The following is a 16,333-nucleotide window of genomic DNA, read 5'->3' as shown; positions in this document are numbered from 1 at the left end:
TTCACGCGGCAGGGCGCGCCTGAATGGGACTTGATGGTTGGAGGCGGGGAGAACGCTGGGCATGAGCCGCAATCCGGCATGATCACCGAAATCACGTATCCTGCAGACAGGTCGTGGCCGCAACCGAAGCCCACCCTCGGAATTGTGCGTTACTTGGTCCCCCGCCCCGTATCTACTTGACGACTCGCCACAATGAACGGTGCCGTGATTGCCCAGGGGCTGGATTCGGTCAAAGAGGCTACGCCCCTTCTTCGTTCGCGGATTCCATGCGTGCCGCGATATCGACGGACTCAAGCTCGTCGGCGAGGGCCGAAAAGGTGTCCGCCTCGTGGCGAATCAGCTTCTGAGTGGCCTTGAGTGCCCGATAGAGCTTGGCTTCGTCCACGAATTTGGCAATTTCATCGGCGAGCGGTTTGGCGCTTGGCGCCGCGGTGACATAGTCGTTGAGGAACCCGCGAAACGTCTCCAGATACTCCCCTTCGTGCCGCGGGAACATGTACGCACATTGAAGTGCGAAGTATACACGCGCTGCCGGCGTATTGGATTCACCCTGAGAAAGTATCTCTTTTTCCCGGATGATCGCTGATTCGTTGTGAATCAACATCTTCGCATTACCGCCGACATTTTCCAGAACGGCGCCATTGATGACGAGCTTCTCACCCGCCTTGATATCAAGTTTTAGCGGCATATTGCTTTTCTCACCCCGCTATATTGTGCCCCCAACCAATTTTTTAGGTATGCGCTAAATCAAAACTACAGGCAAGGCCAACAACCTCGTCACCATGGATTCGATCGTAGAAGCCACGGATTATATTGCGAAATAAAATTCGAATGCCGCGAAGAAAAGGAACAATTTGGAAAGAATTTGTTAACCCCTCCGGGTTAGATTATCGTGCGATTCGTTGGCAGAAAGCGCAACGTGAATGCCATCGCGGTGTTGGCGAGTATGGCCCGCCCCGTGAGAAAACGAGGCAATGAAATGTCTGACGTGGCACTTTCTGCTGCAGTACGCAGCTCGCTGCTTGCCCTGCAGCGCACAACCGATCTGATTGACCGCACAAACAACCGATTGGCGACGGGACTCCGGGTTGCCGGGCCTGTCGATGATCCGGTTGCGTTCTTCTCGTCCAAGGCGCTGCGCGACCGCGCTTTTGATTTCACGGAACGTAAGGGCGGTATCGACCAGGGGATTTCAACGGTGACGGCGGCCTTGGACGGTGTCGAGAGCATCGACAGCCTGGTCCGCCAGCTGAAAGGTATTGCAACGTCGCTGAAATCGGCGACCAGCAGCCAATTCACCGATCTGGTGGCTCAGTTCAATAACATCCGAGGACAAATCGGTGACCTGGCCAACGATGCTCAGTTCCAGGGCATCAACCTGATCGACAACACCTCTGAATCCCTGACGATCAACTTTGCGAACAACACGACCAGCTTGCTGACGATCGACGCGGTTAACCTGCGGCAATCGGGTTTGTTGGTCGATGCGATGGAGATTCGCGCCGACAGCAAGATCAGTTTCACGGGGACCGTGACGTCGGGTTTCACCCTGAACAACACAGCGACCGCGCAGGTCGGCACGGGCGGGTACACCCGCGTTACGGCCGTATCCGGCTTCGGCGGTCAGTTCGTCGTGACCTACAACGGCACGGGTCAAACCATCACGGCGACCGGCGCCGAAATCGTGTTCTCCTTGAACACGCAATACTCCATCACTGTTGCTGTTGGTACTGGTGACGCCACAAGCGTTACCCAGGGGCAGACCTTGACCCTGCAGTTGGCGTCGTTCAACGCGGCGGTGATCTCCGCCGCGACGGCCGCGGCGGGCAACTCGCAGTTCAACACGGGTGCCTTGGCGTCGGTTACCGGCGCGTTCATCGGGATCATCAACGGTCTGGGCGCCACGGCGTTCCTGGCGGATACTGGCGCGGATACCTCACGTCTGGCGGCCAACACGGCGGGCGCCTTCCAGAGCGGCGTCGATTTCATCGGCGAGGGCGTTGTCGATGACATCGACAATATCGTCGTCGGTTTGGACGCCGCGCTCGGCATTCTCCGGTCCCAGGCCCAGAAACTGGGGTCCAACGTGGCCCTGCTTCAGACCCGCCTGGACTTCACGGAACAATATACCAATACGCTGGAGGAAGGGGCGGACAAGCTCACCCTGGCCGATCTCAACGAAGAAGGGGCCAACCTGTTGGCGCTTCAGACCCGGCAGCAGTTGGGTATTTCGGCTTTGGCCTTCGCCGGCCAGTCCGAACAGGGGATTTTGTCCCTCTTCAACTAAGGCAATTTAAGTCCCACCCGGCGACGCCGGGCGGGATTGAAATAAATTAATCCGCCGCATCCGACAGTTTGGTGCGGCGGGTTTTTTTTATTTATTACAATTACTTGTGTCAGGAAAAGCAGAGAATTCGGTGGCCTGGTGGATTTCTCGGTTGACAGGAATATAGGGGAAAAGTAGGTTCGTGACTGACCGTATGGCATTTCGCCAGAAGCGCGTAGCCTGCGGTTATGGATAGTAGATCCTGTAAAACGCTCTAGAATGGAGTATTAAAATGTCTGACGTTACCCTTTCGGCTGCAGTCCGAAATTCACTGCTTTCCCTCCAATCCACCACCGACCTGATCGACCGTACGAACGGCCGTTTGTCTTCTGGCCTGCGCGTCGCTAGCGCGATCGACGATCCGGTGGCGTTCTTCTCCGCGAAATCCCTGACTGACCGCTCGTTCGACTTCACCGAGCGTAAGGACGGTATTGACCAGGGGATTTCGACGGTTACGGCGGCTCTCGACGGTGTTGAAGCCATCGACAGCCTGGTTCGCCAGCTTAAGGGTATTGCGAACTCCCTGAAGTCGGCGACCGGTACTCAGTTCACCGATCTGGTCACGCAGTTCTCGAACGTGCGTTCGCAGATCGGCGATTTGGCCAACGACGCCGAATATCAGGGTGTCAACCTGATCGACAACACCTCCGAAACGTTGACGGTTAACTTCTCCAACAACACGACGAGCCTGCTGTCGATCAACGCCGCACAGCTTCAGGAAACGGGTCTGGGCATTGACGGCCTGGTCATCCGCGCCGACAGCCATGTCACCTTCACGGCGACGGTTGAGTCCGGTTTCAACCTTGCCAACACGGCGACCGCACAGGTCGGCACGGGCGGGTTCACCCGCGTTACGGCCGTATCCGGCTTCGGTGGTCAGTTCGTCGTGACCTACAACGGTACGGGTCAAACCGTCACGGCGACCGGTGCCGAAATCGTGTTCTCCTTGAACACGCAGTACTCCATCACTGTCGCCGTCGGTACCGGCGATTCCACGACCGTTACCCAGGGTCAGACCCTGACCCTGCAGTTGGCGTCGTTCAACGCGGGCGTGATCTCTGCCGCAACGGCCGCGGCGGGCAACTCGCAGTTCAACACGGGTGCTTTGGCATCGGTTACGGGCTCGTTCATCGGGGTCGTCAATGGTCTGGGCGCCACGGCGTTCTTGGCCGACACAGCCGCCGATACCCAGCGTTTTGCGGCTAACACGGCCGGTGTCCTGCAGAGCGGCATCGACTTTGTTGCCGAAGGCCAGGGTTCTGACGCCGATACGGTCATCGCTGGCCTGGACTCGGCATTGACGACCCTTCGGTCGCAGTCGCAGAAGCTGGGTTCCAACGTGGCCCTGCTTCAGACCCGTCTGGACTTCACCGAGCAGTACACGAACACCCTCGATGAAGGTGCCGGCAAGCTCACGCTGGCCGACCTGAACGGGGAAGGCGCCAACCTGTTGGCTCTGCAGACCCGGCAGCAGCTGGGTATTTCGGCCTTGGCCTTCGCCGGTCAGTCCGAACAGGGTATCCTGGCGCTGTTCAACTAATCGCCTTAGGAAAGGGGCTGCCTCGGCGGCTTCTTTTCCGGCAATTGGTCAGAAAAGCCGTCGCCACCGTTATCGGTGGCGGCGGTTTTTCTTGTAGAATTGGTGAACATGAGGGGCGGCGATCACCGCGGCCTGTCAATGGAGTGCGCGTGTAGACCATGGCGTCACAGATGACTGAGCCGGAAATCCAGTCCGCCCTGGCGCGGGTAGAGCAAAGCCTTGGCGAGGAACGGCCGATGGACGCCATTCCGAACCTGCAGGCTATTTTGGCGGCGGTTCCTAACCATCCCGGGGCGTTGTGCGGAATCGGCAGGGTGAGCATCCAGCTGGGTGACAACAACGCGGCGCTTCAGGCGTTGAATCTGGCGCTTGAGCAGGTTCCCGAGATGTTGGAAGCCCGAAATGCCCGTGGCGTTGTCTATCAAAACCTTGACCGCCTCACCGAGGCTGAGGCCGATTTTCGGTTCGTTTGCGATAGGTTGCCCGACAACCCAGGGGCCCTTTTGAACATGGGCGGTTTGCTCGCGGCCAAGGGAGACTTCACCGCCGCCGAGCAGTATTTCGACAGAATTCTTTCGATCGCCCCGGACAATCCGACAGCCGGCTACAACCTGGGGCTTTTGCATCTGGTCACGGGGCGCTTGGCGGAAGGGTGGCGAGGGTTCGACCTGCGGAGCCGCGCCGACAATGTGGGGCTGGCCCCCCGGCGCTCGCGCCAGCCGGGGTGGTCCGGTGAAAATCTGCCACAGGGTGCGCTGCTGATCCAAGCGGAGCAGGGGTTAGGTGACAACATTCAGTTCATTCGCTATGCGGCGTTGGCTCGGGCGCGTGTTGGCCGCGTGATTGTCGAGGCGCCGGCCTCGCTCACGGATCTGTTTTCCGGTATCGCGGGGATCGATGAGGTCGTTGCGCGGGGGAATCCCCTGCCGCCCCATGATGTTCAAATTGCGGTGATGAGTTTGCCCCGCGTTTTCGGGACGGAGATCGACACGGTTCCTTGGGATGGGGCCTATATTCGGCCCGCGCCGGAACGCGTGGCGTATTGGCGGAACCGCCTGGGGACCGGCGGTCGTGTCCGTCATGTCGGGCTTGTTTGGGCAGGCAACCCGGGACACAAGCGCGACCGCCAACGCTCCGTTGACCTTTTCACATTGGCGCCGCTATTCGATGTCGAAGGGGTGGTCTTCCATTCGCTTCAGATTGGGCCGGCGGCGGCGCAGATGGATGCGGTGCCGTTCGGTCACCATATCCGGCCTTTGTTCCGCAAGGCGCGTCCGTTCAAGGAAGTCGCCGCCACCGTTTCGGCACTGGATCTGGTGATCGGTGTGGATACATCGCTGGTGCATCTGGCCGGGGCGATGGCGCGGCCCATATGGACGATGGTGACCCGGGTGCCGGATTGGCGCTGGATGCTGGATCGCTCAGATACACCCTGGTACCCGACCATGCGCCTGTTTCGCCAGCCAACGGCGGGTGATTGGGACGGCGTGGCCGGCGAGGTTGCGACAGCCCTTAGGGAATTCGCCGGCAATTGACGGCGCGGGGAGCAAGATGCCTCAATCTTGGGGGATCGTCAGCAATTCGCGCTGTTCGTCGGTCAGCCCGTCATCGTCGTCTACACCGCTCAGATATTCTTCGCGCAAATCAATTCCGTGACGCCGGGAACGGATATGCTTGATGACCACTTGGCGCATCCGCTCGGCAAGATTGTCAAACTCTTCCCGTACGATCTGGGCGGCGATTTCGTATTTTGATTCGTCGGTGATGCGCGAAAGATAATAATCCATGGCGATCATCGCCTGGTTTACCGAACCGCGCAGCACCAAGCCCGCGTAGTTGTCGAACGGGCTGGCATGTTGTTGATAAAACAACGGTGCGACGGCGATCATGTGATCGCTGCCTTCCACGATATCATTGGTCGCGTGAATATCGATGACCTCATCAAGCACGGCATTGATGCCGTCGATCATTCGTTCCGGCTGCCAACGCTTTTCGAATTCCTCTTCCGTCATTTCGGGGGAGCTTTCGATGATTGTGCGGACCGTATCTGCGCGTGAAACCTCAAGTTCCGGAAGATCCAACGTGCGCGACAATTTCGGCGTCGCACGGTTGATGCGCACGCCATTGCTGCAGTTGTAGTAGCGGCTGGTCGGACCGGAATACAGAATGCAACGTTGCACCGTGTCCAGGGCCCAGAACAGGCCTGGGCTGGTCTTTGCCTTGCCGCCGAAGTTGGCCGGCACTTCGATGCTGAAAACCTGCAGAACCTCGTCTTTTGCCTTGTCGGAATAATGGAAAGACGATTTTGCGTGGTGTTGGGAGCTATCTTTCTGTCCGAGATCGGTGCCGAAGAAGTAGTACTCCTTGAAGCCCATTTCATTGGCAAAACTAAGCCCCACATTGACAACCGTGGGATCGGGATGGGCCAGACAGGTGGACGGGTCGCCGGAGAAAATAGGATATGGGCATAGAGCCGGGCGAAAGTAGTACACGACCTCGTCGAAGAAATCCTTGATCTGCCGTTCAACGGTCGAACTGCAGACTAGGCAGATACCTGAAAGATCGTGTTTTTCCGCGGCATATTCCATCACGCGCATGACGGCGATATTCTCAAGCTCAAGCTGAAAATCAGGCTTGATCCCCGCATCCATCAAAGGGCCAAGGGCCGAGCCACAAGAAAAGATCACGGCCCGGTCAGCGATGCGTTTGATGTCTTCGATGTTCTTGTCAAGGGACGGGCCGCAGCCGACGATGACCGCCGGCGCTTTCTGAACGGTGTCTTTGTCCGCGCGTTTGTAAATCCGCGAACTGTGCCCGACCATGTTGTCGTAGGTGTTCCGCAACATGATCTGTTCGTCATAGAAGAACCCAAGCCCGGTCAGGAGAAGTTGGGATTCCTTGTTAAATTTTGCCGAGAATTCGACGAACAACGGGTTGTTGTAATGGGTGTAGACGTAAGTCCCATCCAGTGAATTAGGATTGGTGGCCCGGGTTTGGTAACGCAGGCCATCCATCCAGTCCTGCGGCGTGCCGCCGATATAGAAGAAGATATCTCCGTTGCGCTCCTGCATTTCCATGATCAGGACGGCCCAATCGATCAGTTCGAGGGAGTGGTAAAACCCTTCGAAATTGGGCTCCAGCAGGAAGAGGTTGCGGCACTTGGAGGCTTCCATGAGTTTTGGGATGTGACGTCCGAGGCCAATGCCCATGACGATCGCATAGAACGCATTCGGATTGGTTCGGCCGACCGAGAACTGAACCCCTTCTTCGTCCTTCATCCGCGTCAGCATGGAATACAGGAAGCGAGCGACCTGGCTGTCAACGGCCTGCGGTGACGGTGGCGCAATGGATAGTCGGTTGGGATTGCGCCAGTACTGTGTGAACTGGCGGTCAGTGAAGTTATCAATGTCGCCGTTGTAGAACTTGGTGTCGGCGAACACCATGTCCGGATGGCCGTCGTCATCGAAAATCAATTGCGAGCGCGCTTGGAACCCGACCAAACGGTCATGAACAATCGGGTACTTTTTCTTGAAGATACTGAGGTTGTGTTCGCGCAGTTTGGCACGCTCCTCGTCCGTCGAGGGCACCAGCCAGCTTCGCTCAAACAACGATGATTCCTCTTTTTTGGCGCTGGTGTCGGGGGCGGTCGCGATATCGATTTCCATAGTTCCGGGATCCTGACTCAACTGCGCATTACAATGCGAATTCGAACCTAAGAAATCAACACGATCGGCCTTAAGATCACGTAAATTATGGCGAATCCTGGTTGTGGCCAGGCATATGCCAGTCGTGGATGATTTCCGGGCTGTCGCCGGCGGCGCTTCGGGCGCGAACGGTTAACCGATGCGTGCCTTCCGGCACATTCGGCAGCACGATATAGCGGTGGACCGGCGTTTGTTCCCACCCCAGGGGAAGGCTGTGCCAGTCACCGTCGTCCAAACACCAACACAATTCAGCTATGTCGCCCATGGCATTGGCGCGAACCTGGAAGATTGCCTTGGTCCCGGATGCCTCAAAGAGGGTGACATGGTGGAGGAGCGGAGGACTGTTTTCCGCGGGTAAATCAAACCGCTGGACCTCGCCTGCCGCTGTTTCCGTATCCGTGCGGGTGACGACCCGGTAATGCACGCTTGAGCCTGGCTGCATTCCTTGAATGTCCCCGGAAACGGTGGCCGGAAGGTCACTTGGTGGCGGCGCGAAGTTCTTTGCGAAGATTTCGAAGGATTGCAAACCTCGGCCTTCTGGGTATGTCCCTTCCAGGAGTTCGAGTTCAACCCGGGTATAGGTTCCCGAGCCCTCGAAGGCAGCGATCTTCAGAGCAGGCTGATCGTAGGGCGCTTTAGGTACCGGCAGATCGAATTGCCAGGTATCGGGGGTGTTTGTGCCGTCGCTGAGAGATACCCGGCATTTCGTTGTCGGAAGCACCGGGTCTTGGTGGATGACCAAGGTGGTGATCGCCTGAGGGGCCGCGAGTTCCCAGACAAACCGTGGGGGCGTGTCAGGATGTCCGCACAGGAACCATCCCGCATCCGGGTCGCCGTAAATGCCGTTCGTCAGGTTTGCGGGATCGCAGGCGGAGAGTGACGGGCCGTCGATCAGCACCGCGCCGTTGTCGGGATGAAGGATATTGTTGTCCCGATAGGAAACGGTGAACTCGCCGATAGAGATCGCGCCTGTCGTGGTTTCGCTGGGCGTCCCGAACGGTGCGATCAGCACCAAATTTCCCTGGTTGCGCGCCAAGGCATGATCCAGCGGGCCGTACCTGTAGCGTTCGTGGTCCGGTTGTTCGATCTGGTTGGTGCCGGCAATGGTCCATTGCGCCGGGTCGGAGGGGAGCGTGAAGGTCAATTCGGTCGCTTCGTCGCCCAAGCTGGATAGATCGACGGCTTGCCCACTCAACATCCAATAGGTTGATACATTGCCGATGCCGAGGCAGTGCAGGTAGTTTTTCGGATCAAGATCGCGGGCATTCAAACGGACGGAAACCACGGCGTCTCGAAGATCGGAACACTCCCACTCCCGTGCTCTTTGATTGCCGTCGTGTTGGCAGCTGTTGTGCCAGCACGCAAACAGCAGCTCCATGAAGCCAATGCCTGATATGTGATTTGGATCCTGAGCGAAGGGCCAATGGACCGTTAAATTCGGCGCAGGGCCGTCTATCCAGGTCATTGCGCCGCCATAGTACCAGCTGCGCGACGTCGCCCATTCCGGTGATGCGACGAAGCGGGCGTTGCGTTTTCCAGGAACGGGCCGCCACGGCGTTTTCCCCACGAGCCCGTCTGGGGACCGGCCGTATTCGAACCGATACTGCGCCGCGTCGCCCGTGGCGGCGACGCAGCCGGTCATGATTAAGCTTGTCGAGCCGTTCTCTGACGCCGATCCCGTCGTGGCAGCGGGAGGCTGCCGTTGGGGACTGTTGTACGTCACTTCGCCACCATCAAAGCGCTGTCCATCGATCTCAAGGTAAAGGCGCAGTCGATGGTGCTTTCCGGCGGATGGTATGAACGGTGCCGACCACAGGGTCGCGCCGTCCTGTACTCTGCCGGTCGCGGGAATGTCGTGTACATCGTCGACAACGAACCAGGCGCGCGCTTCGGAAAGGCCGGAGGACCACCCGAAGAGTTCGATCCCATCAGTGAGTGGGGCCTTTCTTGGGCGCGGTGTCCAGGTGACGGCCTTGGTTGTTTCCGCGTGGGCGCGCCGCTCCTCGACCGACCGGGTCCGTAATTCGGCGATCCGCGCCGCCAATGTACGGACGGTGATGTCGGGCATGTTCTCGACCTGTCGTGCATGCTGCCAGTTGACGTGCCGATCGGCCGGAATTTGCTGCTTTATTTCAAGGATTGCGTCGCGCAGTGCATCCAGCTGGCCCAGGACGCTGTAACCCCAGAGGCGCCCCGATTGGAACCAGGCATCATCCGGCATGTGCCGGGCGGTGAACTCGAAATGTGGCAGCGCGTCGGCAAACCGTCTTGCACCGTAAAGCACCTTGGCGAGAGTCAGCTGTCCTCCCAGGTTTTCCGGATCGTCACGCAATAACCGGCGTAAAATCGCTTCGGCGACGTCGGGCATTTGCCAGTTCATGGCGTTCACGGCGAGCATTTCCAGCGTTGCTTCGGGAGTCGCAGCCAGAAAATCCGTGATCGCGTCGTCGACGTCGCCACGCCGGATGCGGTCAACAAGTTGGTTCGGAGTCATGCCCTCAATCCTACTCTGAACCCTGAATGGGCGCGACCTAGATTTCTCCCGCAGAAGCGCGATGTCGAATCGATGTCGCGTAATTTTCATGTTTGTGGTATATTCTAAGTCATGGATTTTACTCGGCAATTTTTGCCTAGTGAGGATTCTGGATTTGGCTTCGGGAGATGATCTCCCTGCATTGAAAGTAGACGCAAAATGGAATTGCCACCGTTTGCATATACTCTCGCCAACACGGCGTTGCGCAATCAACGGTCGGGCTTTGAATTGCAGTTCAACCTGCTGCAAAACGCGCTGATCGGTCGTCACAACGAAAAGATTGGTGATATCACCACGACGTCGTCGACGCTCGAGCGGCGGATCACTGATTTGTCCGAGCGCCAGCAGGCCCTGCTGGATTCCTTGCCGGCTTTGCAGGATTTTCGCCAGGGCAATTTGAACAATGCGGGGGCCTTGGAAACCATTTTCGACGAGGTCTCTACCCTGTTCCAGACCTTCAATACGGATGCGAACGTGGATGCGGACGAAGTCGCCGCATTCCAGGCGCAGCGTGATATCGTCGCCGATAAGATCGAGCGCCTTTACGTATTCTCGCACCCGGACATCAACGACGCTCAGGTCATCAAACGGCTGAAAGAAGACGTCGCCTCAATCAGAGCTCTGGAGGTGACAGAGGGCCCGTTGACGGACAATGCTGCTGTTTCCGATTCCTTGACCGCGTTGCAGACGGAAGTCAGCGTCGCGATCACGGTATCCCAGCAAACAGCAAGCACGACGCTGGGCGTCGAACAGCAAATTCAATCGAAATTTGCCAATGTGGAAGCCGAACTGATCGAACTGACGTCCGAGGAAAAGGCCAGACGGGAGGATGAGATCGCTTCCGCCGAGGCAGACCTTGGCAACCTGTTGCGGGCGATTTCCATTTCGTTTGAAATCAGTTCCGGCCTGAGCGATGCGCTCGCAAACAGCCTCAAACCCATGATGCCACCGCCGGGTTCCGCAGTTAACATCATTTCTTGATTATAAGGCCCCCTCGGCGATTGCTGAGGGAACGGGACGCATTTTAAGTGCGCCGTTCGCGTGTCGTGCCAATTATCGCGGTGCCTGCACGTAGGGCAGGGCGGTCAGCGTGCGTCGACCAGTTCCGTGAAGAGAGTTTCCAACGCGCGCACCTGGGCAAGCGGATTGAATAATGCGCTAGTACGGAGATCATCGCGCAAGGACGCACGCAGGCTGGCCAGCGCGAGAGAATCCGCGGCAAGCTCTGTGGCCTTACTGACCCAGTTATCCGGATCATTGTGTGACCATTGCATTTTTGCCGCCGCCGCGAGGATGCTGGTTGCCATGCATTCCGCGGGTAGCGTTCCGGTAAGCGAGATTACCGGGATCCCCATCCACAATGCGTCGGCTGCCCGCAAGGGTGCCGTCAGCGGACCTGGGGCCAGGAAAATATCGATATCCCGCCAGTAATTCGGGTTGGGCATCCACTTTTCACCGACGCCCTCGTCGGGCCACACGGAGACACGGGAGGCCAATTCCGCATCGTTCAGAAGATCCTTGAAGCGGCGGCCAGGATAGGTGTCGCAGTTGCCGGCGGCCCCCAGCAACAGGCGGCTGTTCGGGGTCCGTCTCAGCACGTCGGCGAACAGTTTTACAGTGGATTCCGTCAGCTCTTCGGGCACGCAATGGGCGCCGAAAGTGACAAATCCGTTTTTTTCCGCCGGCGATTCCGTTGGGTCGGGCAGCATGTAGGACGGCTTCATGGTCCACATGCCCGGCAGCAGAGTGATCAAGGACTGTCCTTCACCAAGCTGGGCTCGCATCGCTTCTTCGCTAGAAGGGTCGGTAATTACATGCGTGATGCCGGGCGCGCCCAATCCGAAATTAGCACCGTGAAAGCCGACCTGAATCGCCGTCGGCGCCATGGCGAACAAGGTCGCTCGGCTGTCCAGTTCAGGGCTGCACATGTTGACCAGAATATCGATCTCGTCACCGCCGACAAGAATCGACGCCATTTCGTTATCGACTTCCCAAAGCTTTCGTTCAAGGTCGGCCGCGTTGTTCAACTGCTGGATGAACGCACTCCTGCCTTGGTTCTGTTGATACAGATAAACCTCGAATTTATTGCGGTCATGGGTTTGCAGAATAGGTTCAAGGTGCGAGGCGACATCGTAATGCCAGGAATTGTTAACCACATAGCAGACATGGATACGGTCTTTTCGCGTCGAGATCGGCTGGGCTTCTTCGGGAAGCGCGGCGACATCCGACACTATCCGGTCGAGACCGGCCTTCATTTCCGCCAAAGCGGCCTTATCCAAATTAGGCAGGCCTTGTGCTAGGGCGTAGCTCGCCGCAGCCCTTTCCAGGGAGTCCTCCTCGTCCGCGAGGACTTTACGAAAATGATAGAGGGCGGGATCGTGGGCGCCAATTCGTTTGCTCACCTGGCCGGCGCGGAAATGGCATGAGGAATCGTCTGGAGCAAGCTCAAGCGCTTTTTGGATGTGGAAGATCGCATGTTCGTACTGGCCAATCGCAAGATAGGCGGCGCTGATATCCCGGTGGGCTTCCATCGACAGAGGGTCAAGCGCGAGGTGGCGATTGAACTCACGGATCGCGATTTCGAATTCGCTTTTGCACAGTTTGACGTAGCCGTAGATGTAATGGCGCGGGACTGCAGCCTGCTCCAGGGAAACGAAGAAATTCGTCATATCGGCGGGAATTAGGTCGAATACGTAAGGGTGCGGCTCCAGGGTCGTCGATAGTTTGGCGAAATACACACCTTCGTTCAGGTTGCCGACGCGCACATGTAGATTGGCCAGGACCTCGGAATACTCGTAGCATTCGGGATCCTGGTCATGGGCCTCTTCAATCATGACCAGAGCCTTGCCGTATTCGTCCATCGTTATGGCGGCAAGCCCCATGAGGTAAGAGACTTCCGCCGCCTCTGGGCGCTGACGCTGCAATTCATCGATTGCGTCTAGGCCTTCCTGGGTCTGGCGGTTCAAAATCAGGCGGCACGCGTCCCTGACGCCGTCGTAGAAATCCTTAGTATTTTCGTCTTTGTTCATCATGATGGGGGGGTGCTTATCGGTGAGGCCGAGAAGTGGATGTCCGGACGTGAGTATGTCAAGCTGACGGCTGCGGATGTGACCGGGCCGCCCGCGGCATCAAATTTCCGTATCGATGTTCAGACGCTCCGGCGGCCCGTCGGGCGCAGGCGCCGCATCGGCCGAGCCTTTGGATGGGGTCGCAGGTTGCCCCTCGGCCTGGTCGGCTTCTTCTGGAATTTGCGCCAAACCGGCGGCGATATTGCGATTAATATCGATCAAAACGGTGATGGCCTCTGGTGTCGGATTCACCAAGGCACCGACCGTATGCTTGTCGACAAACTTGCAGAGCGTCAGCATGTTGATCCGAATTTCGTCGGGCACATCGGACCGCTCGGTCGTCAATTCAGACTGGAAAATCGTCCATAACCGCCAATTCAGGCGCAGTGACGCCTTGCGCGCATCCTTGGTGGCTTTGGCGTCACCGGCGTCATAGGCAATCGAGACGGCCATTCGCTTGGCCGCTTCAATAAGGGCCCAGGCTTCCGTCTGCGCCGGATTCCCGACGGTCGGGCGACGTTCGTATTTTTTGACCTGATTCTCGTATGGAGGCATTTGTTGAATGCATTCCCAAATTAACAGCAGCGCATCTTAGCATGCGCTCATCGATAAATTTAGCATCCGATCATCGACAAATTAAGTTGTCATAAGATTAACGCCGAGCGCAACTGGTCGGATGGCATAACACCCTAACCTACAGAAAAATATACGAATGTGACGGCCGTCAATGCGGGAAGATTACAGGAAGTTCGACAGGCTGAGCTGACGGACGCGGGCGAAGGTCTGATAGGAGGCCTCCAGGGTGCGCTGCGTATCCAGTAGCTTGGTGATCGCTTCAAGCGGGTCGATATCCTCTATCGACGAGACGCTGGTTTGGAACGAAGAGATAATCGTCTCGTTCGATTTCTTTACATCGCTCAGCAACACGGCCCGATAACCGAGGATGATTTCCATTTCCTCGATGTTGCTGTCCAACTCTGCTCCGAACGGAGGGGGCTGATTGTTCGTCCGGTCGAGGGCATCGTCGAGTAGATACAGCCCTTCGCTGATCCGGTTCTGGTTTCGGTCGAGGCCGCCCTCGGTGCCGGTTTCACCCTGCAGAATGAGGAACATGCCGCGGATCGCTTTTTCAAACGCCGGGTCGATCCCCGTGATGTCGAATTCGAACGACCGCGACTCGCTGACGCGGTGGGTCTGGGTCGAGGTGTCGCCCTTGTAATAGCTGGTCGCCGAGATGGTGCCGACCGTGCCGCCAACGCTGATCGTGCCGGCGGTTTGCGTCGGGGTGGTGTCATCGACCGCATCTGTCGGAATCAGCGTTGCCGTCAGGCCGTCTGCGGAGACCGAGGCGATCGTGTACGTATTATCGTTCAGGCCACCGGTGGTGCCGGCGAAGGTAATTCGGGTGCCGGCCGGCAGGTTGTTGCCGTCGGGGTCACGGAAATAACCGCCGCCCAGGGTGATGCTGTCCGCGGCGGGATCGTTGTCGGTGTAGGTAATGGACCCGGTTCCGGCCAGAACGGCCGCTGTTTCGGTCGCGGTGCCGCCGGCAAGGTTGTCGGTGGCGACCAGGGTCGCGGTCGTGCCGTCGGTGGAAATGGATTCGATCGTGTAGGTGCCGTCGTTGCCGGTGCCGCCACTGACGGTGATCCGCGTGCCGGCCGGCAACAGGTTGCCCTTCGCGTCGGTGAAGGTCGCGCCGGTGAGGGCGATCGTGTCCTGGCCCGCACCGCCATCCGTGAAAACAACCTCGTCGGCGCCGGCGGCGCCCGCGTCAAAATAGAAGTTCCGTTCCGCCGCGTTGAAGGAGAACGGCAGAGCGTTCAGCGAGACCACACCCGTAGTGACGGTCGGGACGGTATCATCCAGGCTTTCATCCGACGCCAAGGTGATCGTCACGTTTGTTCCGTCGTCGGCAACGCTCTGGACCGTGAATATCTTGCCGTCGTTTTCCGTATTGGTGTTGTTGATCTTGATGCGTTGGCCGGCCTCCAGGGTTCCGAAGGTGGCTGTGTTGGTGATGATCTGGTCTTCGCCGTCAGGGCCGGTGCCGACGGAGAATGTCAGCGGGTTGGCGCCCCCCAAGACTTCGAGGGTGCTGTTGGAACCGCCGTCGGAAACGAGGCGCTTGCTTTCGACCACCAGGTCCGTGCCGTCGTTGCTGGCGACCGTGAACGAGCCGTTGTTGTCGGTCGTGCCCGATATGGTGACCATCGATCCTTCCGGAATGGCTTCCAGGGCATCGGCGTTTATGGCCGTGATGGTATTGGTACGGCGATCGAAAGTGACGTTGGTGGTGATGCTCGTCATTTGCCGGGGGTCTTCGGGATCAGGGTAGCTGAACTCCGCGAAGATCGGCACGAGGGCGGTGCCTTCATCCGTCAGTTGCTCCGTCCGCACATCGATCCACAGACCGTTGGGGTCCACGCTGTCGACCGTATAGACGCCGTCGTTCACCCCGCCGACCGTGCCGGATATCGTGATCGTCGTGCCGGCGGCGATGTTCTGGAACTGGCCGCTGGATGCGGTGGTATTGATTCGGCTTTTGCCCGTACCCGCGTCGGTTTGCTCGAACGTCAGATGGGCCGGGTTCAGGTCCACGTTGCTGCGGCTGATGGAAAACTTTTCCAGATGCGCTTCGCGCGTCGTCGGATACGTGACGCGTGCACCGTCGTAAATTGATTGGAACGCCGACACCGTCGATAAACCAAAACTGACCGGTTCCGTGCGAACCGTGCCGCCGCCGAAGACATAGCGGCCGTCAGCCTCGGTGTTCAGGTAGTTCTGAATGTCCTTCAGTGAACGAAAGGCATCGGCCTGGATCTGCTCGATCCGCTCCGGGTCGGTCAGGTCGCCATTGGAAAAGCCCAGTAGAAGTTCCCGGAAATCGGAAATTGCGCCGCGAATCCCGGTGAGGGCCGTTGTCTGAACGTCGAGACGAAGCTGGGCCTGGTCGTTGTTTGAATTGAAACGCTCTAGGCTGGCTTTGGCGTTCTCAATGTTAAGCAGACGTTGGGACGACAGGGCGAGACCACTGTAGGTCTGAGTCCGCTTCTCTGTCCCGACCTGCGTTTCCAGATCCTGCAGCGTCCTCTGCGTTTGCAGAAAACGACTAATCAGAATGGTGTTGGAGGCGGAGCTGCTGATTCTGGTCATCGTCTA

General features: G+C 58.1%; 10 protein-coding genes. 4 read left to right on the top strand and 6 right to left on the bottom strand.

Annotated features, from left to right (window positions below):
• Positions 1 to 238: 238 nt before the first annotated feature.
• A complete protein-coding gene (locus tag KFF05_12410) occupies positions 239 to 688 on the bottom strand; it encodes a flagellar biosynthesis repressor FlbT (protein UTW50744.1) in 450 nt (149 codons plus the stop codon).
• A gap of 291 nt (positions 689 to 979) precedes the next feature.
• Here KFF05_12410 and KFF05_12405 point away from each other — a divergent pair, with 291 nt between their 5' ends.
• The 3 genes from KFF05_12405 (at position 980) to KFF05_12395 (ending at position 5,401) form a co-directional block, all read left to right on the top strand.
• Positions 980 to 2,287, top strand: a complete 1,308-nt coding sequence (locus KFF05_12405; protein UTW50743.1) for a hypothetical protein — start codon at positions 980 to 982, stop codon at positions 2,285 to 2,287.
• A gap of 271 nt (positions 2,288 to 2,558) precedes the next feature.
• Entirely contained in the window at positions 2,559 to 3,866 is a 1,308-nt protein-coding gene (locus KFF05_12400) for a hypothetical protein (GenBank protein UTW50742.1), read from the top strand.
• 170 nt (positions 3,867 to 4,036) lie between these two features.
• Positions 4,037 to 5,401: a tetratricopeptide repeat protein gene (locus KFF05_12395; protein UTW50741.1), complete on the top strand. Its 1,365-nt coding sequence runs from the start codon at positions 4,037 to 4,039 to the stop codon at positions 5,399 to 5,401.
• A gap of 21 nt (positions 5,402 to 5,422) precedes the next feature.
• Here the strand turns inward: KFF05_12395 and KFF05_12390 are convergent, their stop codons facing one another.
• A complete protein-coding gene (locus tag KFF05_12390) occupies positions 5,423 to 7,531 on the bottom strand; it encodes a motility associated factor glycosyltransferase family protein (protein UTW50740.1) in 2,109 nt (702 codons plus the stop codon).
• Between the two features lie 85 nt (positions 7,532 to 7,616).
• Positions 7,617 to 10,064 carry a hypothetical protein gene (locus tag KFF05_12385; protein ID UTW50739.1) on the bottom strand — a complete coding sequence of 816 codons (2,448 nt, stop codon included), beginning with the start codon at positions 10,062 to 10,064 and terminating at the stop codon, positions 7,617 to 7,619.
• Positions 10,065 to 10,262: 198 nt separating this feature from the next.
• Between KFF05_12385 and KFF05_12380 the strand changes: the two genes are divergently transcribed.
• Entirely contained in the window at positions 10,263 to 11,084 is an 822-nt protein-coding gene (locus KFF05_12380; protein ID UTW50738.1) for a hypothetical protein, read from the top strand.
• A gap of 104 nt (positions 11,085 to 11,188) precedes the next feature.
• Here the strand turns inward: KFF05_12380 and KFF05_12375 are convergent, their stop codons facing one another.
• The 3 genes from KFF05_12375 to KFF05_12365 all read right to left on the bottom strand — a co-directional run bounded on the left by KFF05_12375 (position 11,189) and on the right by KFF05_12365 (position 16,327).
• Positions 11,189 to 13,135, bottom strand: a complete 1,947-nt coding sequence (locus tag KFF05_12375) for a tetratricopeptide repeat protein (protein UTW50737.1) — start codon at positions 13,133 to 13,135, stop codon at positions 11,189 to 11,191.
• 96 nt (positions 13,136 to 13,231) lie between these two features.
• On the bottom strand, positions 13,232 to 13,726 hold the full coding sequence (locus KFF05_12370; GenBank protein ID UTW50736.1) for a hypothetical protein: 495 nt from the start codon (positions 13,724 to 13,726) through the stop codon (positions 13,232 to 13,234).
• Positions 13,727 to 13,909: 183 nt separating this feature from the next.
• Positions 13,910 to 16,327: a hypothetical protein gene (locus KFF05_12365; protein ID UTW50735.1), complete on the bottom strand. Its 2,418-nt coding sequence runs from the start codon at positions 16,325 to 16,327 to the stop codon at positions 13,910 to 13,912.
• Between the last annotated feature and the right edge of the window lie 6 nt (positions 16,328 to 16,333).

Source organism: bacterium SCSIO 12827 (genome assembly GCA_024397995.1).
In the GTDB taxonomy this organism is placed as follows: domain Bacteria; phylum Pseudomonadota; class Alphaproteobacteria; order Rhodospirillales; family Casp-alpha2; genus UBA1479.
The sequence above is the reverse complement of the archived record's forward strand: the minus strand, read 5'-3'. Positions and strand labels throughout refer to the sequence as shown.

Coding starts and splice junctions, on each gene's coding strand:
- KFF05_12365 (UTW50735.1), bottom strand. CDS start 16,327: ATGACCAGAATCAGCAGCTCCGCCTCCAACACCATTCTGATTAGTCGT.
- KFF05_12375 (UTW50737.1), bottom strand. CDS start 13,135: ATGATGAACAAAGACGAAAATACTAAGGATTTCTACGACGGCGTCAGG.
- KFF05_12400 (UTW50742.1), top strand. CDS start 2,559: ATGTCTGACGTTACCCTTTCGGCTGCAGTCCGAAATTCACTGCTTTCC.
- KFF05_12405 (UTW50743.1), top strand. CDS start 980: ATGTCTGACGTGGCACTTTCTGCTGCAGTACGCAGCTCGCTGCTTGCC.
- KFF05_12385 (UTW50739.1), bottom strand. CDS start 10,064: ATGACTCCGAACCAACTTGTTGACCGCATCCGGCGTGGCGACGTCGAC.
- KFF05_12380 (UTW50738.1), top strand. CDS start 10,263: ATGGAATTGCCACCGTTTGCATATACTCTCGCCAACACGGCGTTGCGC.
- KFF05_12410 (UTW50744.1), bottom strand. CDS start 688: ATGCCGCTAAAACTTGATATCAAGGCGGGTGAGAAGCTCGTCATCAAT.
- KFF05_12395 (UTW50741.1), top strand. CDS start 4,037: ATGACTGAGCCGGAAATCCAGTCCGCCCTGGCGCGGGTAGAGCAAAGC.
- KFF05_12390 (UTW50740.1), bottom strand. CDS start 7,531: ATGGAAATCGATATCGCGACCGCCCCCGACACCAGCGCCAAAAAAGAG.
- KFF05_12370 (UTW50736.1), bottom strand. CDS start 13,726: ATGCCTCCATACGAGAATCAGGTCAAAAAATACGAACGTCGCCCGACC.